Raw genomic sequence first — 20,615 nt, 5'->3', positions numbered from 1 at the left:
GCGACCGGTTGGCGAGCCCGGGGTGTCAGGCTAACAAGAGGTTACGGCGCGACCGGCAGGGGTCGCGTCGAGAGGCAGGAGGCTCCTTCCGTGTACGACGTGGTGCTGCTCACCCTCGGTTCGGAGCGGGACGCTCCCGGGGGCTGCGGCAGCGGCGGAGCCTGCTGCGGCGGCGCGACCGACACCGACCGGGCGGCCGAGGCCGACGGGGCCCGCACCGGCACGACCGGGGACACCGCCTCCGCCGGAAACACGCAGGGTGACACCGACCGATGCACCACCGAGCGTCCTCGCGTACCGGTGCTGGCCTGCGCTGACGCGCTGACCGCCCGGGGTGCCCGGGTGGAGATGATCACCGCCCGCTCGGACGCGGAGATCGACGAGGTGTTGGCCCGCTTCGACGGGCCGCCCCGCCCGGACGGCCTCACCTGGCCGGACCCGGACGGAAAGACCCGCCTGGTGGTCGCCACGGCCAGCGACGGGCAGTTGCGCGCCGTGCTGCGCCGGCTGGTCCGGCGGTACGCGCCACCGCCGAGCCGCCGCCCGGCGGACCTGCCCGACGACCAGACCCTGCCCGACCTGCCACCGGTGGCGGTCCTCCCGCTCGACCCGGTGCGCGGCGGCGCCCAACGGGACCTCGCCGCGCAGCTCGGGTTGCCCCGGGACCCGGCGACGGTGGCCGCCGCGGTGCTCGACGGCACGCCACGCCGGTTGGATCTGCTGCGCAACGACGGCGGCTCGGTGACCCTGGACGGTGCCCTGCTCGGCGCCGCCGACGACGCCGGTCGGCCGCTGCACTGGCGAGCCCGGGTCGAGGTGGACGACGCGGTCCTCACCAACGGTGACGAACCGCTGCTGGCATGCGCGGTCGGCAACGCCGGCGGGTACGCGGCGCTCGACGACGTGACCCTGCTCGCCGCGCCGGACCCGACCGACGGGCAGGTCGAGGTCGCGGTGGCCGTTCCGGTGGTCGTCCGCTCGGCGTTGGGCCGCAAGCGGGTACGCCTGGAGGTGCGGCGGGCCCGCGGCCGGGCCGTGTCGGTGGTGCCCAGAGAGGGAAAGGTGCCCTACCTCGACGACGGTGTCGAGAGCGAGCTGACCCGGAAGCGGTCCTGGTGGATCGAGCCGGGCGTCTGGGCGGTTTGGTCGATCTGACCCTGGCTCCGCCGGCCGACCTTCGTCGTCTGGTGGGCCTATCCTCGCAAGAGGACTGGGGAGGGCGGTAATGGACAAGAACGCCGACCGGGCGCAGGTGCCCGGCCAGCAGCCGGAGCCGGAGCGGGACATCGAACCACTCTGGCCACCGGATCCAGCCGATCCCGGCGCGGGTGGCGTCGTACCGCCGGTCCCCTGGCAACCCGGGGCTCCGGCTGTGTCCCCGCCGTCGCCGGCCGACTATCCGTCGCTGAACAATCCGATGCCGGTTCCGGGCGGTTGGGGAGCCACCGGCCAGACCGGCGCCGTGTCGGGTTGGACCCCGCCGCAGCCGAACTGGGGGCCACCGGCCGACCCGCCGCCCACCGCTCCAGAGCCGGCGCCCACCGGGGATCCTGCGAGCGACACCGGCACCACCGCCATCCCCGCCCCGCCGACCGTGCCGGGCCGCGTCGACCTGGACCAGCCGTTCTCCCTGGACCCGGCGGCGGGCGCCGCTCCCGTTGCCCGCCAGCCGTCCGCCGATCCGGCGAGCGCCGATCCCTCGGCGGCCGTGCCGGCGCCCACACCGGACGGCGGGACCGGCCCGCGAGACGACGGACCGGCGGTGGCGAAGGCGCGGCCGACCACCGAATCGCCCTGGGCCTACCCGCCGCAGCGACCGACCGGCACATCCGGGACGGCCCACGACGAGGCGGCTTCCGCGACGCCGCCGATCCCGGCTCCGCCCACCCCGCACCCCGGCTCCGGCCAGACGTACGCCGGTCAGACGTACGCCTCGGGGAACGCCGGCCAGGCCGGCTCGGCACCGCTCCCGCCCCCGCCGGACCTGCCGCAGGTCGGCGGCCCGCCGCAGGGCAACCCGGTGCCGCAACAGGGAGCGCCGGTGGCCCCGCCCCCGGGGCCGTTCGTGCCGTCACCGGGCTGGTACCCGCCGCCCTGGCAGCAGGGCACGCCCGCGGTCCCCCCGGTGCCGACTCAGCAATATCAGGAGGCCGCGGGGGTGACCCGGGTGCCGCCCAGCGGCTATGCGGACGCCACCTGGGTTCCGGAGACCACCGAGGCGCCGACGGCCGAGGACTTCGCCCGGCGTCGGCAGGTCCGGCCGGCCGACCCGGTGGCCACCATGGGGGTCCGCGCGGTCGTCAACAAGATGGGGCTGCTGCGACTCGCTCCCGGGCGGCACGAGCAGGAGCTCAAGCGGGACATCGAGATGGTGCGCCGGAACTTCGGCGGGCTGCGGCAGGTGACGGTGGTCAACCCGAAGGGCGGCGCCGGCAAGACGGTCGCGATCCTGCTGCTCGCGATGACGTTCGGCCAGAAGCGCGGTGGCTATGTGCTGGCCTGGGACAACAACGAGACCCAGGGCACTCTCGGGATGCGGGCCCAGCAGGACTTCCACTCCCGCACGGTGCGGGACCTGCTTCGTGACCTCGGCCAGTTCCACGGCGCGCACGGGAGGGTCGGCGACCTGTCGCAGTACGTCCGTTCGCAGGGCGAGGGGATGTTCGACGTGCTCGCGTCGGACGAGTCGGCGACCGGCGGCGAGATGCTCACGGCGGCAGCGTTCGCCGAGCTCCGCGAGGTGGTCAGCCGGTTCTACAAGTTGATCTTCGTGGACACCGGCAACAACGTCCGGGCGCAGAACTGGCAGGCCTCGATGGACGCCACCGATCAGCTCGTGGTCACGATGTCCGCCCGTAACGACTCGGCGGAGACGGCCGCCCGGATGCTCGACCACCTGGAGCAGAGCGGCCGGCAGCGGCTGGTCCGCCAGGCCGTCACCGTGGTGTCGATGCCCCCGTCCCGCAAGGACATCGACCTGCCCGCGATCCAGGAGCACTTCGCCGCCCGTACCCGGGCGGTGCTGCTCGCACCGTACGAGCGGCTCATCGACAGCGGCGAGCCGATCCGGTACGCCGCACTCTCCGCGGCCACCCGCGACGCCTGGCTGAAGATCGCCGCCGCGGTGGCCGAGGGGCTGTAGGCACCGGACGGGCGTGCGGCGCTCGGTGGCCGGCGCGGCGAGCACCGGGCCGGCCACCGACCGCTGCGGTTCAGTTGCTGGACAGTGCGTCCGCGGCAGCCGGGTCGCAGTCGCGGAGGAACTGGGCGCAGCGCGCCGCCTCGTCCGCCTCGCCGATCTCGTCGGCTGCGCGGGAGAGCACGTAGAGGCAGCGGAGGAAGCCCTGGTTCGGCTCGTGCGACCAGGGCACCGGGCCGTGTCCCTTCCAGCCGCTGCGCCGTAGTTGATCGAGGCCCCGGTGGTAGCCGGTGCGTGCGTAGGCGTACGCCTGGACGGCCTGGCCCGCCGCGAGCGCCCGGGCGGCGAGTGCGCCCCACGCCGCGCTGTACGTCGGATACCGCGCCGCCACCTCGGCGAACGCCTCGTCACCGCCGTCGGTCTCGGCGGCGGCCAACGCGGCGTTCGCCTCGTCGTGCGCGGGGAGGAGGGTGGCCGGTGGCTCCGGCATGAGGTTCTGCATCGCCCCATTCAACCCGCTTCGCCCTGCGACACGCGAGCGGGTCGGCCCAGCTCGCTGGCTGAACGGCTGAGGAGTTGGTCACGCCTGCGGCCTATGCCGGAGGAAGGTGTTTTCCGTTACAACTATTGGTCCGGAGCCTCCCCAGGACCCGGTTACGCAGGAGCCCGGTGGCTACCGCCGCCGGGCTTCTGTCGCGTCCGCCGGAAAACGTGTGAACTGCGGAGACCTTTCGCCGCGTAGGCGCGCCGGAGGGTGGCCCCATCCGGCCCGGGTCGCCCGGCCGCCGTTCGTCGGATTGGACCGGCCGGGGCAGGATGGCCGGGTGCCCACCCCACCACCCGCGGACGTCATCGAACCGCACGCCACGAACGAGATCGAAACCCGCGTCGAGTTCGACAGGCGGCTGGCCGGCGGCGACCTGACCGGCCTGACCGTGCAGGGCCTCCGGCTCGACCTGGACCCGGTGCCCGACCTGAGCCGGGTCACGGTGGCCGGGACGCTCTTCGTCGGCTGCCGCTTCGCCTCCCGCGAGGTCGGTGCCGACCTGGTCCGGCGCGGCGCCAACGTGGTTCCGCCCTTCTCCGGGCTGCCGTACCCGACCCAGCCGAGCCACCTCTACACGCCGGAGGACCTGGCCGCCGGGTTCGCCGAGGCGGGGTTCGCCGGGATGTACGACACCCGGGTGTACGCGCACTTCCGGGCACACGGCGGCGCGCTGCCGGACGTCAAGGAGGCGCTCGGCCAGCGGCTGCACGACCACGGGGTCGACAACGCGCTCGCCGACGCGACCCGCGCCTGGCTGGCCGCGTACGGGCCGCAGTCGGTGATCGGCATCATGGGTGGGCACGCGGTGCCGCGCGGGAGCGTGCCGTACCGGATGGCCGCCGTACTCGGCTGGGAGCTGGCCCGGGCCGACCGGCTCGTGGTCACCGGCGGCGGGCCGGGCGTGATGGAGGCCGCGAACCTCGGCGCGTACCTCGCCGCTCACCCGGCGGAGCGGTTGACCGAGGCGATCGACCTGCTGGCGACGGCACCCGACTTCACCGACCACGACCGGTACACGGCGGTGGCGTTGCGGGTACGCGAACGGCACTCCCCGCCGGTGCCGCGGCAGCGCGGCGCGGACGACCTGGCGTGGGCGCGGGCCGGCGGGCTCGCCATCCCCACCTGGCTGTACGGGCACGAACCGGCGAACCTCTTCGCCGGCCGGATCGCCAAGTACTTCTCGAACGCGATCCGGGAGGACACGATCCTCCGGCTCGCCCGGGGCGGGATCGTGTTCGCACCGGGCCGCGCCGGCACGGTGCAGGAGGTGTTCCAGGCGGCGACGAAGACGTTCTACGGCACCGACGGTTCCAGCGGCGCGTACGTCTTCCTCGACCGCACCTTCTGGACCACGGAGCTGCCCGTCGAGTCGCTGCTGCGGCCGCTGCTGGCCGGCTCCCCGCTCGGCGACCTGTCGCCGAGCATCCACCTCACCGACGACGTCCACGAGGCGGTCCGGGTACTGACGGCTGGGTAGGCGGCGGCGACGACACCGGGCGACGAGGCGCCCGACGATCCGCGCGGCGGCTGGTGCGTGGCCCGGGAACGCCGACGGCCGGCCCGAGGGGCCGGCCGTCGGGATGATCGTCCTACTTGCTCATCTTGGTGCCGGTCGACCGGAGCGCCTCGCAGGCCTCGACGACCCGAGCGGCCATGCCGGCCTCGGCGGCCTTGCCCCAGACCCGCGGGTCGTACATCTTCTTGTTGCCGACCTCGCCGTCGACCTTCAGCACACCGTCGTAGTTGCGGAACATGTGGTCCGCGGCCGGGCGGGTGAAGGCGTACTGGGTGTCGGTGTCGATGTTCATCTTCACCACGCCGTAGTCGAGCGCCTCACGGATCTCGGACAGCAGCGAGCCGGAGCCGCCGTGGAAGACCAGGCTGAGCGGCTTCTCCTTGTTGTACTTGGCACCGACCGCCATCTGGATGTGGTTGAGCACCTCCGGGCGCAGCTTGACGTTGCCCGGCTTGTACACGCCGTGCACGTTGCCGAAGGTCAGCGCCGCCATGTAGCGGCCCTTCTCGCCCAGGCCGAGCGCGTCGACCATGGCGAGGCCGTCCTCGACGGTGGTGTAGAGCTTCTCGTTGATCGCGTTCTCGACGCCGTCCTCTTCGCCACCGACGACGCCGACCTCGATCTCGAGGACGATCTTGCCCTTGGCGGCCTCGGTGAGGAGCTGCTCGGCGATCTCCAGGTTCTCCGCCACCGGCACTGCGGAGCCGTCCCACATGTGCGACTGGAACAGCGGCTCCTCGCCCCGCTTCACCCGCTCCTGCGAGATACCCATGAGCGGACGGACGAACTTGTCCAGCTTGTCCTTCGGGCAGTGGTCGGTGTGCAGGGCGACGTTGACCGGGTAGTTCTTCGCCACCTCGTGCGCGTAGTTGGCGAGCGCCACCGCACCGCTGACCATGTCCTTGATCGACGGGCCGGAGAGGTACTCGGCGCCACCGGTGGAGACCTGGATGATGCCGTCGCTCTCCGCGTCGGCGAAGCCCTTGAGCGCCGCGTTCAGCGTCTGCGAGGAGGTCACGTTGATCGCGGGGTACGCGAACCGGCCGGCCTTGGCGCGGTCCAGCATCTCCGCGTATGCCTCGGGGGAAGCGATGGGCATGTCGAACGCTCCTTCTTACCGCTCTCGGCCGTGCTGGCCGCTGTTGTCCATTGGTGCGCCGGACCGCACTGTCCTCCGTCGGGCAGTATCCCGCAGTGCGGCCGACCGGCCGCCACCGACCCTGCGCGGGTCCACCGACCGGTGACCGCCGGCGTCGGTGCTCACCGGCGGTCCAGCCGGTCCGGCAGCGCCACACTGATCAGCCAGGTGACCACGGTCATCACGATGGCGCCCCAGAACGCGGCCCAGAAACCGTCGATCTGGAACGGGAGGTCGAGCGCGTGCGCGATCCGGTCGGTCAGCAGGAACAGCAGCGCGTTGACCACCAGCGCGAACAGGCCCAGAGTCAGCAGGTAGAAGATGCAACCGACAACCTTGATCACCGGTTTCAGGACCGCGTTCACAAGGCCGAAGATCAGCGCCACCACGACCAGGGTGAGCACCGTGTTGGCACCCGACCGGCCGCCGACGTCGACCCCGGGCACGATCAGCGTGGTGATCCACAGCGCCACCGCAGTGATCGCCCACCGGATCAGGAAGCCCACAGCCCAATCCTGGCATCGACGGTACGCCCCGGTGGGCCGATTCCGCCGACTCGCTTCGCCGCTGTGCCCGAGCGAGGCGCGGTCACAGCCCGTACGGTGATGAGGAACCGTCCGCCGAGATCAGGGAGGGGCGATGGGTCAGCCCGCCGAGGACTTCGCACCCAGCGACCACCTCGACCCGGAGAAGCGCGACCTGGAAGCGGAGCCGGCCGACGCGGTCGAGCAGGCCGTGACGGTCGACCCGGCCGAAGGCGGCGCCGAACCGCACCGCGGGCTCGAGGTCGGCGACTGGGACGCGATGGAGCAGGCGCGGGTGGTCGTCGGCGACGAGGACGACTACCGCTGACGCCGGGATGAGTTCACACCGGCCGAGGCCGGTCGTCGACCGCCCGGCGACCCGCTCCTCCACGGTCAGCAGCTGCGCCTTGGGCCTCCGATGTAGGCACCGTTCGGGCGGGTCGCACACGGGCTCCTGCTCCCGATCGCGGGTTACGGGCGGACGGAACATTGGGGTGATCTAGACCGGCCGTTCGGCTGATGTTCATGGGCGGCGGCTGACCTGGGGCAGCGCAGAACCTTAACGATTCCTTAAGATGCGCTGGCTGCATCTTCAGCCCCCGGAACGAGGGAACCCCGAACATGTTCAACCACTTCACCCGGCGCCGGCTGGCCGCGTTGGGCGTCGCAGGCGCGTTCGTCGCCGCCTCCGCCACCCCGGCCGTCGCCGCCGAGAAGCCCGACGTCAAGCTCGGCTGGTACTTCAACGACAGCACTGTCGCCTCCGGCACCGCGGGCAAGGTCGAAGAAGGCATCATCTCCGCTTCGGCTCCCGTGGTACTGCACGACCTGACCGTTCGTTACGACTTCACCGACCTTGTCGGCACGATCGATCTCACCGCGCACAAAGACACCTTCGACGAATGCAAGAGCCCTTCGGACGGGGTCCTGCTCTGCACCGCGATGTGGGAGGAGAACGTCGACGAGTGGGGTCTGGCCGGGATCTTTCCTGTTCAGATCAAGCCCACCGACGAGGCGAAGGACGGTGACAGCGGAAAGCTCAAGACGACGGTCAGCGCGGCCGGCATCGACGCGGTCACTCACGAGTCGACCGTCCGGATCGGCGAGGGGGTCGACCTCGCCGCTGGCCCGGAAGCCAACTTCTCCTTGGCCCCTGGCAAGAACTTCACCGCCCCGTTGAAGGTCACCAACAGAGGCGAGACGACCGTCAAGGGTGCCGTGGTCATCTTCTTCAACGACTACGGCCTGAACGCCGCGAAGCACTACAGCAACTGCACGTATGTCGGCGACCAGATGCGCTCCTGCCAGTTCGACAGCGAGCTGCCTGCGGCTACAAGCTTCAGCGCGTCACTTCCCTACACCCTCGGTAAGGACACCTTCGCGCCCGGCCTGAAGTACGGCGAGATCGTCTGGATGACCCCGGCCGAGTTCGAGGACTATCAGGCCTACCTGGACAACGAGGGCGCGACCATCGGCAAACCCGGCACCGACGGCGAACTGACGTTGACCGAGATCGCCGACGACAAGGCCGCCAGCCGAAGCTTCCAGGCCGACACCGACCCGGAGAACAACCACTCCAGCCTCAGCGTGAAGGTCACCGGCACCAACAGCACCGATCTCGAGGCCCTCGGCTCCGAGGTCGACGGGAAAGCCGGCGACACGGTGAAGGCGACCGTTGGGGTACGCAACAACGGTCCGGCGACCCTCGACTACACCCGAGGTGGCAGCTCCATCACCTACCTGACCCTCGATGTGCCCAAGGGCACCAAGGCCGTCAGCGTGCCGCAGAGCTGCCTTCCCATGAACGGTGACGAGCACGGCGAGCCGGGCAAGCCAGGGGCGAGCCACTACCGCTGCTACTTCGAGTCGTTCCTGAAGGCCGGCGACACCGCCACTCTGGACTTCTCGCTGCGGATCAACGAGGTCATCGCCAACGCGACCGGAGCCGTGAAGATCAACGTGCCGTGCACGTGCGACGGCGGCTTCTACCGGGACCTGAAGCCGGCCAACGACACCGCGACGATCCTGTTGAACGCGACCGGCGGCCAGGGTGGCGGCGATGGTGACGGCGGTTCGCTGCCGATCACCGGCGATTCCACCGCACTGATCGCCGGCATCGGCGCCCTGCTGCTCGCCGCCGGTGTCGGTGGCTTCGTGGTGGCGCGCCGCCGCAAGACCCGCTTCGTGGCCTGATCCGTAACACCACCGGTGCCCCGCCGACCGTCCGGTCGGCGGGGCACCGCCGTTCCCGCCCGCGGCCACGGCGGACGGTAGCGACCGGAGGGCAGGCGAAAACCGGGCGACGCAAGATCGATCCGACTGCCACCATGGTCGGCGTGCTGCTCACCCTGACCACCACGCACCGGCCGGCGACCGACCTCGGGCACCTGCTGGTCAAGCATCCCGACCGGGCGCAGTCCTTCGACGTACCGGTGGGCACGGCGCACGTGTTCTACCCGGAGGCGGACGAGCAGCGCTGCACCGCCGCCCTGCTGCTGGACGTGGATCCGCTGCGGCTGGCGGGAGCCCGTCGGCGCGGACCCGGCGGTCCATCGGCCATCCCGGAGACGTTCAACCTCGGGCAGTACGTCAACGACCGGCCGTACGCCGCCTCCAGCCTGCTCGCCTCCGCCATGGCGAAGGTGTTCCGCTCGGCCCTGCGCGGCGAGTCCCGGGAACGCGCGGAGCTGGCGGCGACCCCGATCCCCTTGGAGCTGCGGGTGCCGGTGCTGCGGTGCCGGGGCGGCGCCGAGGTGGCCGTCCGGGTCTTCGCCCCGCTCGGCTGGACGGTCGAGGCCACCCCGATCCCGCTCGACGAGGCGTACCCCGAATGGGGTGACAGCCGGTACGTCGACCTGCGGCTGAGCGGGATCCAGCGGGTCGCCGACGCGCTCAACCACCTGTACGTGCTGCTCCCCGTCCTCGACGACGCCAAGCACTACTGGGTGGCGCCGGACGAGGTGGAGAAGCTGCTCCGCGCCGGCGCCGGCTGGCTGGCCGGCCACCCGGAACGGGGGCTGATCACCCGGCGCTACCTGGCGCACCAGCGTGCCCTGGCCGGGCAGGCGCTGGCCCAGCTGGCCGAAGAGCGGCTCACCGACGAGCCGGTGCTCGCCGACACCGTGGACGACGAGCCCGACACCGCAGCGCAGGGGCGACCGTCGCTGGCGGCCAACCGGCGTGCGGCCGTGCTCGCCGCCCTCACCGACAGTGGTGCGAGCCGGGTGCTCGACCTGGGCTGCGGATCCGGCGCGCTGCTCGCCGCGCTCGTCGGTGACCGCCGGTACACCGAGATCGTCGGCACCGACGTCTCCAGTCACGCGCTGACGCTGGCCGCCCGACGGCTGCGGTTGGACCGGCTGCCGGAGCGGCAGCGCAATCGGATCAACCTGTGGCAGTCCGCCCTCACCTACCGCGACGACCGGCTGCGCGGCTACGACGCGGCGGTGCTCATGGAGGTGATCGAGCATCTGGACCCGCCACGGCTGCCGGCCCTGGAGGACGTGGTGTTCGGGCACGCCCGGCCGGGCACGGTCGTGGTTACCACCCCGAACGCCGAGTACAACGTCCGCTACGACGGGCTGCCGGCGGGCCGGTTCCGGCACGCCGATCACCGCTTCGAGTGGACCCGCGCCGAGTTCACCGCGTGGGCCGAGCGGGTGGCCGGCACCTACGGTTACCGCCTACGGCTCGCCGGCGTCGGCGACGAGGACCCGGAGGTGGGCAGCCCCACCCAGCTGGCCGTACTGACCATCGACGTGCCGGACCCGGGCCACCGGGAGCCGCAACTCCCGCCCCGGAAGGAGGAACAGTCGTGACTGTCCTGGACATCCCCGAACTCGCCCTGGTGGCTCTCGTCGGCGTGTCCGGTTCCGGCAAGTCGACCTTCGCTCGCCGGCACTTCCTTCCGAGCCAGGTGCTCTCCTCGGACGCGTTCCGGGCGATGGTGGCGGACGACGAGAACGACCAGTCCGCCTCCGCCGACGCGTTCGACGCCCTGCACTACGTCGCCGGCAAGCGGCTGCGCGCCGGCCGGCTCACCGTCGTCGACGCGACCAACCTCCAGCCGCACGCCCGGGCCGGGCTGGTCCGGGTGGCCCGGGAGCACGACGTGCTGCCGGTCGCGATCGTGCTCGACGTGCCCGAGGGGCTGGCCTGGGCGCGTACGGAGGCGCGCGCCGACCGAACCCTCGGCCGGCAGGTGCTCACCCGGATGCAGCGGGATCTGCGCCGGACGTACGGGCAACTGGCCCGGGAGGGCTTCCGGAAGGTGCACGTGCTGCGCGGCCCCGAGGAGATCGAGGCCGCCGAGGTCCGGTACGAGAAGCTGTTCAACGACCGGCGCGAGCTGACGGGGCCGTTCGACATCGTCGGCGACGTGCACGGCTGCCGCACCGAACTGGAGTCGCTGCTGGTCCGGCTCGGCTGGAGGCTGCACCGCGACGAGCAGGGCCGGCCGGTCGACGCCACGCACCCGGCGGGGCGTACCGCTGTCTTCGTCGGCGACCTGGTGGACCGCGGCCCGGACTCTCCCGGCGTGCTCCGTCTGGTGATGGGCATGGTCGCCGCCGGGCACGCGATCTGCGTACCCGGCAACCACGAGCAGAAGCTGCTGCGCCGGCTGCGCGGCCGCGACGTCCGGCTCACCCACGGTCTGGCCGAGACGATGGCCCAGCTGGAGGCGGAGTCACCCGAGTTCGTGTCGGCGGTGGCGAGCTTCGTCGACGGGCTGGTCAGCCACTTCGTGCTCGACAGCGGCCGGCTCGTGGTCGCCCATGCCGGGCTCAAGGAGGAGTACCAGGGCCGGGCGTCCGGGCGGGTGCGCGCGTTCGCCCTGTTCGGGGAGACCACCGGCGAGACCGACGAGTACGGCCTCCCGGTCCGCTACCCGTGGGCGCGCGACTACCGGGGTTCGGCGATGGTGGTCTACGGGCACACGCCCACGCCCGAGCCGGAGTGGGTCAACAACACCATCTGCATCGACACCGGCTGCGTCTTCGGCGGCCGGCTCACCGCCCTGCGCTACCCGGAGCGGGAGCTGGTCTCCGTCGCCGCCGAGCGGGAGTGGTACGCCCCCGCCCGGCCGCTGACCGCCGCGCCGGCCCGCCCGGACGAGGTGCTGGAGCTGGGCGACGTGGCGGGCCGCCGGCACATCGAGCACGGCTACGGTTCGCTGACCGTACCCGCTGAAAACGCCGCCGCCGCGCTGGAGGTGATGAGCCGGTTCGCGGTCGACCCGCGCTGGCTGACCTGGCTACCGCCGACGATGGCGCCCTGCTCGACGTCCCGTCAGGAGGGGTTCCTCGAGCACCCGGCGGAAGCGTTCGCCGACTACCGCGCGGCCGGGGTGGACCGGGTGGTCTGCGAGGAGAAGCACATGGGCTCGCGGGCCGTGGTGCTGGTCTGCCGGGATCGGGAGGTTGGCCCGTTCGGCGCGGGCGGCGGCGTGGTGCACACGCGTACCGGCCGGCCGTTCTTCGGTGAGCCCCTCGACACCGAGCTGCTCGACCGGGTGCGGCGGGCGATCGGCGCGGCCGGGCTCTGGGATGAGCTGGAGACCGACTGGCTGCTGCTCGACACCGAGCTGCTGCCGTGGTCGGCCAAGGCGGGCGGCCTGATCCGTGAGCAGTACGCCGGGGTCGGCGCCGCCGGCCGCGCGGCCCTGCCGGCGGTGCGGGAGGCGCTCGACTCCGCCGCCGCCCGGGGGCTGCCGGTCGGCGAGCTGCGCGACCGGATGGCCCGCCGGCACGACGAGGTACGCGCCTACAGCGCCGCCTACCGGGCGTACGTCCGGCCGACCGAGGGGCTGCGCGGGGTGACCCTGGCACCGTTCGCCGTGCTCGCCGGCTCCGGGACCAGTTACGCCGACCGGGATCACGGTTGGCACCTCGACCTGGCCGACCGGCTCTGCGCCGCCGATCCGGAGTTCTTCACGCCGACGCGGCGACAGGTGGTCCACCTCGCCGACGAGGCGTCGGTCGCCGCCGCCACGGACTGGTGGCTGGCGCTCACCGCGGCGGGTGGCGAGGGGATGGTCGTCAAGCCGTACGCGGGTCCGGCCGCCCGCAGTGAGCGGGGATCGCTGCTCCAGCCTGGGATCAAGTGCCGGGGGCGGGAGTATCTCCGGATCGTCTACGGTCCGGGCTACGACGAGCCGGAGCAGCTGAGGGTCCTGCGCCAGCGCTCCCTCGGCCGCAAGCGCGGGTTGGCGCTGCGCGAGCACGGCCTGGGCCTGGCGGCGCTGGACGGGCTTGCCGACGGCGTGCCGCTGTGGCGTCGGCACGCGCTGGTGTTCGCGATCCTCGCCTGCGAGTCCGAGCCGGTCGACCCACGGCTGTAGGTCTCGGCCCGGCCGGTGCCTCCGCCGGCCGGGCGGGTGCTGGAGGTGGCCCGGACGGATGCCGGCGCTGGCCGGGCGAACGGTTCCGAGCGGCACGCGACGGACCCGGACGGCGGGCTGCGACAGGCGACACAGGTGTGACGTCGAGCACCGGGCGTCTCGGACGGCCACCTAGACTACGGACGTGCCGTCGCCGCCGGCGACTGAACGCCCCCACCGTTGGATCGGAGGTCGCTCGTGCCGACGCCCACCACCACCCTGGCCCTGGGCCCTGACTGGCTCGACCCGGAGTGGTTGATCTCGACGTTCGGGCTGCTCGGCATCCTGGCCATCGTCTTCGCCGAGTCGGGTCTGCTGATCGGCTTCTTCCTGCCGGGCGACTCGCTGCTCTTCACGGCGGGCCTGCTGACGGCGGACGGGCAATACATCACCTACCCGCTGTGGCTGGTCTGCCTACTGGTCACGATCGCGGCGATCGCCGGTGACCAGGTGGGGTACGCGTTCGGCCGGAAGGTGGGGCCATCGCTCTTCCGGCGGCCCAACTCCCGGTTGTTCAAGCAGGAGAACGTGCTGAAGGCGCACGAGTTCTTCGAGAAGTACGGTGCCCGCTCCATCGTGCTGGCCCGCTTCGTGCCGATCGTGCGGACGTTCACGCCGATCGTGGCCGGTGTCAGTGGGATGAACTACCGCACGTTCGTGACCTACAACGTGATCGGCGGGGTGCTCTGGGGCAGCGGTGTGACGGTGCTCGGCTACTTCCTCGGCCAGATCCCGTTCGTGAAGGAGAACATCGAACTCATCCTGATCGCGATCGTCGCGATCTCGGTGATTCCGATCGCCATCGAATTGCTCCGGGCACGGATCGCGGCCAAGCGGGGTGCCAGCGCTGCGGAACGGGCCGCCGCTGAGGAGGCGATTCGGGAGACCCGGCAGCACTACGGCAAGCACTGACCGTCCGGCCGTCCGGCGCCGTCCCTGTTCGGGGAGGGCACCGGACGATCGGTACGGGTCAGCGGGCCTTCTTGGTGGCCCGCTTGCGCGGCGGGGTCAGCAGATCGGCGATCGTGGCGATCGCCGACGGCACCAGCCGGTAGTAGGCCCACACACCGCGCTTCTCCCGCTCCAGCAAGCCGGCCTCGGTGAGGATGCGCAGGTGGTGGCTGACCGTCGGCTGCGAGAGGCCGAGCGGCGCGGTCAGGTCACAGACGCACGCCTCGCCCTCAGGAGCCGACTGGATCAGGCTCAGCAGCCGCAGCCGGGCAGGGTCGGCGAGGGCCTTGAGGACCCCGGCGAGACGCTCGGCATCGGCACGTTCGATCGGCTCGCCGGCGAGCGGCGAGATCTGAGGCATAGTCATTTCAGCCAACGCAGTTCCCACGTTTTCCATCCTTCCACCAGCAGCATCGATCCGCCTGCATATCAGCAGATCCGAATCGGCAGACTTTTACGCCACAAGGCCGAGGTCAGCCAACGTATAGGCCGCCCGATAAGGCAGTCCGGCGGCTCGCACCGCGTCGCCGGCACCTCGATCAACAATAACCGCCACACCGATGACCTCGGCCCCGGCCTCGCGTAGCGCTTCCACCGCGGTCAGCACACTCGACCCCGTCGTCGATGTGTCCTCGACCGCGAGTACTCGACGACCGGCGACATCCGGTCCCTCGATCCGTCGCTGCAGCCCGTGCGCCTTGCCGGCCTTACGCACCACGAAGGCGTCCAGAGGCCGATCGGTCGGAGCAGAGGCGTGCAGCATCGAGACGGCGATCGGATCGGCACCCAGGGTCAGGCCGCCGACCGCGTCGTACTCCCAGTCGGCGGTGAGGTCGAGCATCACTCGACCGACCAAAGGTGCCGCCTGGTTATGGAGCGTGACACGTCGCAGATCGACGTACCAGTCCGCCTCGATGCCGGAGGAGAGCACCACCTTGCCGTGCACCACGGCCAGATCGGTGATGAATTTACGCAGGTCGTCGTGGTCCCCCATGGCGATAGAGGGTACTGCTCAAGTCTGTGAGCCGCGTCTGGGGTCCACCGGTATCCATCGCTCGGGCGACCGATGCATGGCGATATACGACTACTCTGCGCGACGAAGCGCGATCCGATCGCCACCTACCGAACGAGATCCGGGCGGTGCCGGTCCCGCGCGACGGATCAGCTCACGTCGCGGCCGAGCCGGCCCCGGGTGTCCCGGGAGACCGCGTGCAGCAAGCGCCGCGGCGCGTGCCGAAGACCGGCGACGGCGAGCTTGTATCTCCACGCCGGAACGCTGACCAGCTTGCCTTTCCGCAGGTCACGCAAGGCTTCGTCGACCACGTCGTCGGCTTGCAGCCACATCCAGTCCGGCGTCTTGGACATGTTGATGCCGGCCCGCTGATGGAACTCGGTACGCGTGTAGCCGGGGCAGAGCGCCATCACGCGTACGCCGAACGGCCGCGCCGACTGTCCGACGGACTCGCTGAAGTTGGTGACCCACGCCTTGCTGGCCGAGTACGTCGAACCGGGCATGACAGCGCCGAAACCTGCAACCGAAGAGACATTTATCACTGCCCCGCGCCGCCGCTCGGTCATCGGTCGCAACGCGGCGAGGGTCAGGCGCATCACCGCGTGCACGTTGAGGCGCAGCAACCGGGCCTCGTCCTCCGCCGAGGAACGCAGGAAAGGCTTGTTGAGGCTGATCCCGGCATTGTTGACCAGCAGATCGATCGGGGCGTCGGCGGCGAGCCGCCCCTCAACGACGGCACAACCGTCGTCCGTGGACAGATCGGTCGAGATGATCTCGACGTCGCGCCCGTGGCGCTCCCTCAGTTCGGCGGCCACGTCGGCGAGGCGGTCGACGTCGCGGGCGACCAGCACCAGATGCCAACCCTCGGCCGCCAGCCGGCGGGCGAACGCCGCACCGATGCCGGCCGTCGCACCGGTCACCAGGGCCCGCTGCTCGGTATGCGCAGAGTGGGACGTCACGGGGGGGTCCTCAGCTGTACGGCGGCAGGATCGATGCTGGCTGGTGCGGGGCGGGTGGGGGCCCGGGTGGTGCGGCCGGCGCGGATCGACGCCGGAACCACGCGTTCGCCGCCGGCAGGGCCAGCAGCACGGCTACCACAAGGTAACCGAGTGTTTGGCCGACCGAAAGCCCTTCGCCCAGAGGGATCCACCATGACGGGTAGGCATCGGCGATCAGACCGAACAGATCGGCGTTCGTCTGATCCTGAGCGTCCAACTGCAACGGCACCGACCGCTGGCCGACGAACAGCGCGAGGCCACAACAGCCGCAGAGCGCACCGATCCCGCTGACGACCCAGACCGTCACCCGGGCGCCGGCGCGTCCACCAGCCACACCGACCGCCAGACCGGCGAGAAGCACGCCGGCCAGCAGGCTGACCACGGCGGAGACCACGGCGGAGGCGTGCAACAGCGCGACCGTGCCGTCGATCTGGTCGGCGGGGGCGCCGCTCGCGGCGGAGCGGAACCGGTCGACGGTGCCGCCGATCACCAGCAGCCCGGCCACGGCGTACGCGAGGGCGACGACCGCCATCAGCAGCAACGCAGCCATCGCCAGCGTGACCGCGGCGGGACGGCGGGTCGGCACCGGATACGGGTACGACACGACTGATCCCTCCGATAGACGTCGACTGCAACCTATCGGAGGGATCCGTCAGCGTGGCCGTTCTCCGATCGTCAACTCATCGGCGGTGGGGTCGGGCCGGGCCGGTCCGACGAGGGCGGCTGGTCCCCGGGCTGGCCGAACGTCGGCGGCTGACCGGCCGGCGGCTGACCCGGAATCGGCGGGTAGGAGGGGTCGCCGGAGGACGGGTAACCCGGCTGGCCCGGACCCTGCGGGTAGCCCGGGTAACCCGGAACCTGCGGATAACCCGGCTGGCCCGGACCCTGCGGATAACCCGGGTAGGCGGCGCCGGGCGTCGGCGGCTCCCAGGCGGGCTGCGGCTTGCGGAAGAACTCGTTCGCCTTGGGCAGCGCGAGCAGGATCAGCGCGGCGAGCAGCGCGAGCACAGCGATCAACGAGATAGCGGTGCTCAGCGGAGCGAACCAGCCGGGCAGCGCCGCGTCGACCTGCCGTTGGATCTCGTCCGGGCTCGGTGCGTTGCCACTGGCGCCACTGGTGGCACCACCGGTGAAGCCGCCCGCGGCACCGCCGGCAAGGTTGCCACCGGTGCAGCAGACCATGATGCCGCCGAGAACCCAGGTGGTGATCCGGGAACCGTTCTTGCCCCGGTTGTTGAGCAACGCCAGCACGACCAGGCCGGCCGCGAGGAGCAGGGCGAAGATCGCGCCGCCGATGCCGACCGCGTAGGTGATGCCACTGACCGCGTCGGCCATGTCGGGGTCGGTGCTGGCGTACGCGTCCCGCATCACGTCCCGGATGGTGCCGATGGTGGACAGCGTGATGATGAGACCGACGAGCTGGAGGACGGCGAAGAGGATCAGCAGATAGCTGGAAATCGTCACCACACCCGGCCGTGACCGGGCCGGCGTGCTGGGGGAATCGACCACGATGCTCCTTCCCTAGATCGCGCCCACACCGTATCGGCAATCGGCCAGCCCGGCAGGCCGCGACGCCCGCGGCGAGGCGCCCGAGGTGGCACTGCGGGAATGCGCGGATCAGTAGCCGCGCCACTCCGTCCGGGCGTACTCGAGGACCCGGGGTTGCAGCAGGGTCGACGCCGGCACCACGATGCGACCGCGATCGGCAGGGAAGGTGGCCGCCGCCGCCAGGGTCGCCGAGTTCAGGAAACGCAGGTTCGGCACGTCGGCGGGCAACGCCAGCGCGGGCGGCACGGCACCGGGCGCGGCCAGCAGGAAACCCCAGTCGCCGAAGGAAGGCACGTCCACGTGGTACGGCACGGTGGCGAAGCCGGCCTCCCGTACCGACGCCTCGATCGACCAGTACGACCGGGGCGCGAAGTACGGAGACCCGGCCTGCACCACCAGCCTGCCGTGTTCGGCGAGCACGGCACGGATCAGCGCGTAGAACTCGACGGTGTAGAGCTTCGCGGTGGCGGTCTCGTCCGGGTCGGGCAGATCCGCGACCACGGCGTCGAACCGTTGACGATTGCCCCGCAGCCACCCGAAGGCGTCCGCGTTCACCACGTGGACCCGCGGATCGTCGAACGCGTCCCCGTTCAGCCGCCGCAGTTGCGGCTCGGTACGCGCCAGCGCCACCACCGCCGGGTCGAGGTCGACGACCGTGATGCGCCGGACGTCGGGGTAGCGCAGCAACTCCCGTACGGCGAGGCCGTCGCCGGCCCCGAGCACCAACACCTCCGCGCGTGGGCCGTTCAGCACCGGATGCACGAGCGCCTCGTGGTACCGGTACTCGTCCACCGAGCTGAACTGGAGGTCTCCGTTGAGGTACAACCGCAGGTCGCTGTCGGCGTGGCCGACCTCTCGTACGGACCGGGTCAGCACGATCTCCTGGTAGCGGCTGCGCTCGGCGTGCACCACGGGATCGCGGTAGAGCTGCTGGCGCGCGGTCACCTCGAAGTCGTGCGCGGTCACCCAGGCGTACCCGAGGCAGAGGGCGACCACCGTGGCGCCGGCTCCGAGCGCGACCCGCGACCGGGGGGTCAGTTCGCCGCGGAAGACCGTGCCGACCAGGACGAGCCCGGCCACCGCGTTGACCGCTCCGACCACGATCGCCCCCTTGAGCTGGCCGAAGACCGGCAGCAGCAGGAACGGGAAGGCGAGCCCGCCGAGCAGCGCGCCTACGTAGTCGGCGGCGAACAGGTCGGCCACCGCGCTGCCTGCGGCCTGCTTCCTGATCCGTTGCAGCAGCACCATGAGCAGCGGGATCTCCGCGCCGATCAGGAGGCCGAGCAGGAACGCGGTGCCGACGAGCGCCGGCCCGTAGAGGTCCAGCCAGGCGAACGCCGCGTACAGGCCGAGGACGGATAGGCCGCCGAGCAACGCGAGGGCCAGCTCGATCGCGGCGAACGCCGCAGCGGCCCGGGGCTGCAACGGCTTGGCGGCGAGCGCGCCGACCCCCATCGCGAAGACCATCACGCCGAGCACGATCGATGCCTGGCCGACGCTGTCCCCGATCAGGTAACTGCCGAGCGCCACCAGCGCCAGCTCGTACACCAGGCCGCAGGCGGCACAGACGAAGACCGCGGCGAGCACCGCCGCGCGGGCCACCCGCCGCCGGGGAGGCTGCGCCGCGCCGGTGCTCACCGATCCCCCGTCGTACGTCCGGACGCCGCGCCCGCGGTGGCCGGCGGTGCCGCCTCCCGGCGCTCGCGACGCCGCTGCACCAGACCGACGGTGACCAGCAGTACGGTCAGCAGCAGCATCCCGGCGGCGGCGAGCAGGTAGCCCCAGCGGTCCCGCCACAGGTCGTTGCCCGCGGCGGGCAACGGTGGTGGCGGCCCGGCCGGAGTGGTCGTGGCAGCCGGCACCGGAACGGCTCCGCCCGCCTCGGCGAGCAGCAGCGGAAGGCTGACGGCGGCCCGGGTCACCGCCCAGCCCGGCTCGTCGAGGAACGCGTCCTCGGTGAGCCCGAACCGTTCGAGCCCGGCGTCGACGGCCAGCAGGTGGCTCTGGTCCAGGTCGGTCGAGCCCTCGACCGTCACGTACGCGTAGTCGTTCGACTCGCTGCTCTCCGACACGTAGGTGACGTCCGCGACGACCCGGACCCAGCGCGGACACCGTGGGTCGCCCTCGACGGCCACCCCTTCGCCGAGGTTGGAGCCGGCGCTGACCACCTCGCTGCCGGTCTGAAGCGTCCAGCCGTAGCAGATCCCCTGCGCGGCGGCGGCCTGCTGGAGAATCGGCACGGTGTCGGTCCGCTCGGTGGCGGTCGGCGGGGAGACGGCGAGCCCGTCGTCCCCGCTCAGCACACCGGCGACGCAACTGCCCGCCAGCACGACCACGACACCGAACCCCGCGGCGATCTTCCACCCGGTCTTCTTCGCCGCCCCTCCCTTGTGCGGCTGCGAGGCCGGTCGTCCGCCCGTCATCAGCTGATCGCGGCAGCGATGACCGCGCCGGTGGCCAGGTGGACGACCGCGGAGACCCAGACCGCCGGGTGTGGCTCGGGCTCGACCAGGATCTGCCCGAGTCGGCCCGGCGTGAGGGCGTCGAGCAGCAGGAACGCGGCCGCCATGATGACCAGCCCCAGGATTCCGTACGCGGCCGTGCCGATGATCCCGAGCGCGAAGTCGTCCTCGCTGGCGGCGATCGCGGCGACCACGATGATGCCGACCCCGACCAGGTTCGAGGCGAGCAGCAGGGCGGCGTTGCGGTTGCGGTCGACCCAGATCAGCTCCTTGAGCCGACCGGGGGTCGCGATGTCGACCAGGGCATAGCCGATGCCCATCAACAGCACCCCGACCACCCCGTAGGCGAGGGTGACCAGGAGATCGGTGACGAGGGTCTGCACGGGGGCTCCAGGGGTGAG

Annotated in this window: 19 protein-coding genes; 8 read left to right on the top strand and 11 right to left on the bottom strand. The window is 71.7% G+C overall.

From position 1 onward, the window contains the following. Nucleotides 1-90: 90 nt before the first annotated feature. Both AB0F98_RS10370 and AB0F98_RS10365 read left to right on the top strand, forming a co-directional pair. On the top strand, nucleotides 91-1,155 hold the full coding sequence (locus tag AB0F98_RS10370; RefSeq protein WP_357731828.1) for a hypothetical protein: 1,065 nt from the start codon (nucleotides 91-93) through the stop codon (nucleotides 1,153-1,155). 70 nt (nucleotides 1,156-1,225) lie between these two features. Beyond that, on the top strand, nucleotides 1,226-3,142 hold the full coding sequence (locus AB0F98_RS10365; protein WP_357731825.1) for a chromosome partitioning protein: 1,917 nt from the start codon (nucleotides 1,226-1,228) through the stop codon (nucleotides 3,140-3,142). Nucleotides 3,143-3,212: 70 nt separating this feature from the next. Here AB0F98_RS10365 and AB0F98_RS10360 read toward each other — a convergent pair whose 3' ends face one another. Beyond that, the gene (locus AB0F98_RS10360; RefSeq protein WP_357731822.1) at nucleotides 3,213-3,641 is read right to left on the bottom strand and encodes a DUF3151 domain-containing protein; all 429 of its coding nucleotides are present in this window, start codon (nucleotides 3,639-3,641) and stop codon (nucleotides 3,213-3,215) included. A gap of 322 nt (nucleotides 3,642-3,963) precedes the next feature. Between AB0F98_RS10360 and AB0F98_RS10355 the strand changes: the two genes are divergently transcribed. Continuing rightward, entirely contained in the window at nucleotides 3,964-5,163 is a 1,200-nt protein-coding gene (locus tag AB0F98_RS10355) for a hypothetical protein (RefSeq protein ID WP_357731819.1), read from the top strand. Nucleotides 5,164-5,275: 112 nt separating this feature from the next. Here AB0F98_RS10355 and fbaA read toward each other — a convergent pair whose 3' ends face one another. Beyond that, entirely contained in the window at nucleotides 5,276-6,301 is a 1,026-nt protein-coding gene (fbaA, locus tag AB0F98_RS10350; protein WP_357731816.1) for a class II fructose-bisphosphate aldolase, read from the bottom strand. 161 nt (nucleotides 6,302-6,462) lie between these two features. After that, complete coding sequence (locus tag AB0F98_RS10345; RefSeq protein WP_357731812.1) at nucleotides 6,463-6,846, bottom strand: phage holin family protein; 384 nt, start codon at nucleotides 6,844-6,846, stop codon at nucleotides 6,463-6,465. Nucleotides 6,847-6,979: 133 nt separating this feature from the next. Here AB0F98_RS10345 and AB0F98_RS10340 point away from each other — a divergent pair, with 133 nt between their 5' ends. The 5 genes from AB0F98_RS10340 (at nucleotide 6,980) to AB0F98_RS10320 (ending at nucleotide 14,155) form a co-directional block, all read left to right on the top strand. Next, nucleotides 6,980-7,192 carry a hypothetical protein gene (locus tag AB0F98_RS10340; protein ID WP_357731809.1) on the top strand — a complete coding sequence of 71 codons (213 nt, stop codon included), beginning with the start codon at nucleotides 6,980-6,982 and terminating at the stop codon, nucleotides 7,190-7,192. A 293-nt stretch (nucleotides 7,193-7,485) separates the two neighbouring features. Then, on the top strand, nucleotides 7,486-9,057 hold the full coding sequence (locus AB0F98_RS10335) for an LPXTG cell wall anchor domain-containing protein (RefSeq protein WP_357731805.1): 1,572 nt from the start codon (nucleotides 7,486-7,488) through the stop codon (nucleotides 9,055-9,057). A gap of 143 nt (nucleotides 9,058-9,200) precedes the next feature. Beyond that, complete coding sequence (locus AB0F98_RS10330) at nucleotides 9,201-10,682, top strand: 3' terminal RNA ribose 2'-O-methyltransferase Hen1 (protein ID WP_357731802.1); 1,482 nt, start codon at nucleotides 9,201-9,203, stop codon at nucleotides 10,680-10,682. Continuing rightward, nucleotides 10,679-13,204: a polynucleotide kinase-phosphatase gene (locus AB0F98_RS10325; RefSeq protein WP_357731799.1), complete on the top strand. Its 2,526-nt coding sequence runs from the start codon at nucleotides 10,679-10,681 to the stop codon at nucleotides 13,202-13,204. Before AB0F98_RS10330 ends, AB0F98_RS10325 begins: the two co-directional genes overlap by 4 nt. A gap of 237 nt (nucleotides 13,205-13,441) precedes the next feature. Beyond that, nucleotides 13,442-14,155 (top strand): VTT domain-containing protein, encoded by a 714-nt coding sequence (locus tag AB0F98_RS10320; protein ID WP_357731796.1) that lies wholly within the window; start codon nucleotides 13,442-13,444, stop codon nucleotides 14,153-14,155. 58 nt (nucleotides 14,156-14,213) lie between these two features. Here AB0F98_RS10320 and AB0F98_RS10315 read toward each other — a convergent pair whose 3' ends face one another. The 8 genes from AB0F98_RS10315 to AB0F98_RS10280 all read right to left on the bottom strand — a co-directional run bounded on the left by AB0F98_RS10315 (nucleotide 14,214) and on the right by AB0F98_RS10280 (nucleotide 20,597). After that, nucleotides 14,214-14,591, bottom strand: coding sequence for a metalloregulator ArsR/SmtB family transcription factor (locus AB0F98_RS10315; protein ID WP_091081602.1), 378 nt, complete (start codon nucleotides 14,589-14,591; stop codon nucleotides 14,214-14,216). 57 nt (nucleotides 14,592-14,648) lie between these two features. Beyond that, on the bottom strand, nucleotides 14,649-15,188 hold the full coding sequence (gene pyrE, locus AB0F98_RS10310; RefSeq protein WP_076468716.1) for an orotate phosphoribosyltransferase: 540 nt from the start codon (nucleotides 15,186-15,188) through the stop codon (nucleotides 14,649-14,651). Nucleotides 15,189-15,355: 167 nt separating this feature from the next. Beyond that, a complete protein-coding gene (locus AB0F98_RS10305) occupies nucleotides 15,356-16,165 on the bottom strand; it encodes an SDR family oxidoreductase (protein WP_357731791.1) in 810 nt (269 codons plus the stop codon). Nucleotides 16,166-16,175: 10 nt separating this feature from the next. Continuing rightward, nucleotides 16,176-16,754, bottom strand: coding sequence for a hypothetical protein (locus AB0F98_RS10300; RefSeq protein WP_357732460.1), 579 nt, complete (start codon nucleotides 16,752-16,754; stop codon nucleotides 16,176-16,178). A 125-nt stretch (nucleotides 16,755-16,879) separates the two neighbouring features. Continuing rightward, nucleotides 16,880-17,713 carry a hypothetical protein gene (locus AB0F98_RS10295; RefSeq protein ID WP_357731788.1) on the bottom strand — a complete coding sequence of 278 codons (834 nt, stop codon included), beginning with the start codon at nucleotides 17,711-17,713 and terminating at the stop codon, nucleotides 16,880-16,882. Nucleotides 17,714-17,821: 108 nt separating this feature from the next. Further along, a complete protein-coding gene (locus tag AB0F98_RS10290; protein WP_357731786.1) occupies nucleotides 17,822-19,390 on the bottom strand; it encodes a polyamine aminopropyltransferase in 1,569 nt (522 codons plus the stop codon). Further along, nucleotides 19,387-20,175, bottom strand: a complete 789-nt coding sequence (locus tag AB0F98_RS10285; RefSeq protein WP_357731783.1) for a hypothetical protein — start codon at nucleotides 20,173-20,175, stop codon at nucleotides 19,387-19,389. The genes AB0F98_RS10290 and AB0F98_RS10285 overlap by 4 nt, the downstream gene beginning before the upstream one ends. Next, nucleotides 20,175-20,597 (bottom strand): DUF350 domain-containing protein, encoded by a 423-nt coding sequence (locus AB0F98_RS10280; protein ID WP_357731780.1) that lies wholly within the window; start codon nucleotides 20,595-20,597, stop codon nucleotides 20,175-20,177. Before AB0F98_RS10280 ends, AB0F98_RS10285 begins: the two co-directional genes overlap by 1 nt. Nucleotides 20,598-20,615 lie beyond the last annotated feature (18 nt).

It is taken from the genome of Micromonospora sp. NPDC023737 (assembly GCF_040639715.1).
In the GTDB taxonomy this organism is placed as follows: domain Bacteria; phylum Actinomycetota; class Actinomycetes; order Mycobacteriales; family Micromonosporaceae; genus Micromonospora.
Note: the sequence above shows the minus strand (reverse complement) of the source record. Positions and strands in the feature narration are given on the sequence as shown.

Excerpts from the sequence above, each read along its gene's own strand:
- AB0F98_RS10300 (WP_357732460.1), bottom strand. The coding sequence starts at position 16,754 with ATGGCTGCGTTGCTGCTGATGGCGGTCGTCGCCCTCGCGTACGCCGTG.
- AB0F98_RS10315 (WP_091081602.1), bottom strand. The coding sequence starts at position 14,591 with ATGGAAAACGTGGGAACTGCGTTGGCTGAAATGACTATGCCTCAGATC.
- fbaA (WP_357731816.1), bottom strand. The coding sequence starts at position 6,301 with ATGCCCATCGCTTCCCCCGAGGCATACGCGGAGATGCTGGACCGCGCC.
- AB0F98_RS10285 (WP_357731783.1), bottom strand. The coding sequence starts at position 20,175 with ATGACGGGCGGACGACCGGCCTCGCAGCCGCACAAGGGAGGGGCGGCG.
- AB0F98_RS10365 (WP_357731825.1), top strand. The coding sequence starts at position 1,226 with ATGGACAAGAACGCCGACCGGGCGCAGGTGCCCGGCCAGCAGCCGGAG.
- AB0F98_RS10335 (WP_357731805.1), top strand. The coding sequence starts at position 7,486 with ATGTTCAACCACTTCACCCGGCGCCGGCTGGCCGCGTTGGGCGTCGCA.
- pyrE (WP_076468716.1), bottom strand. The coding sequence starts at position 15,188 with ATGGGGGACCACGACGACCTGCGTAAATTCATCACCGATCTGGCCGTG.
- AB0F98_RS10340 (WP_357731809.1), top strand. The coding sequence starts at position 6,980 with ATGGGTCAGCCCGCCGAGGACTTCGCACCCAGCGACCACCTCGACCCG.
- AB0F98_RS10360 (WP_357731822.1), bottom strand. The coding sequence starts at position 3,641 with ATGCAGAACCTCATGCCGGAGCCACCGGCCACCCTCCTCCCCGCGCAC.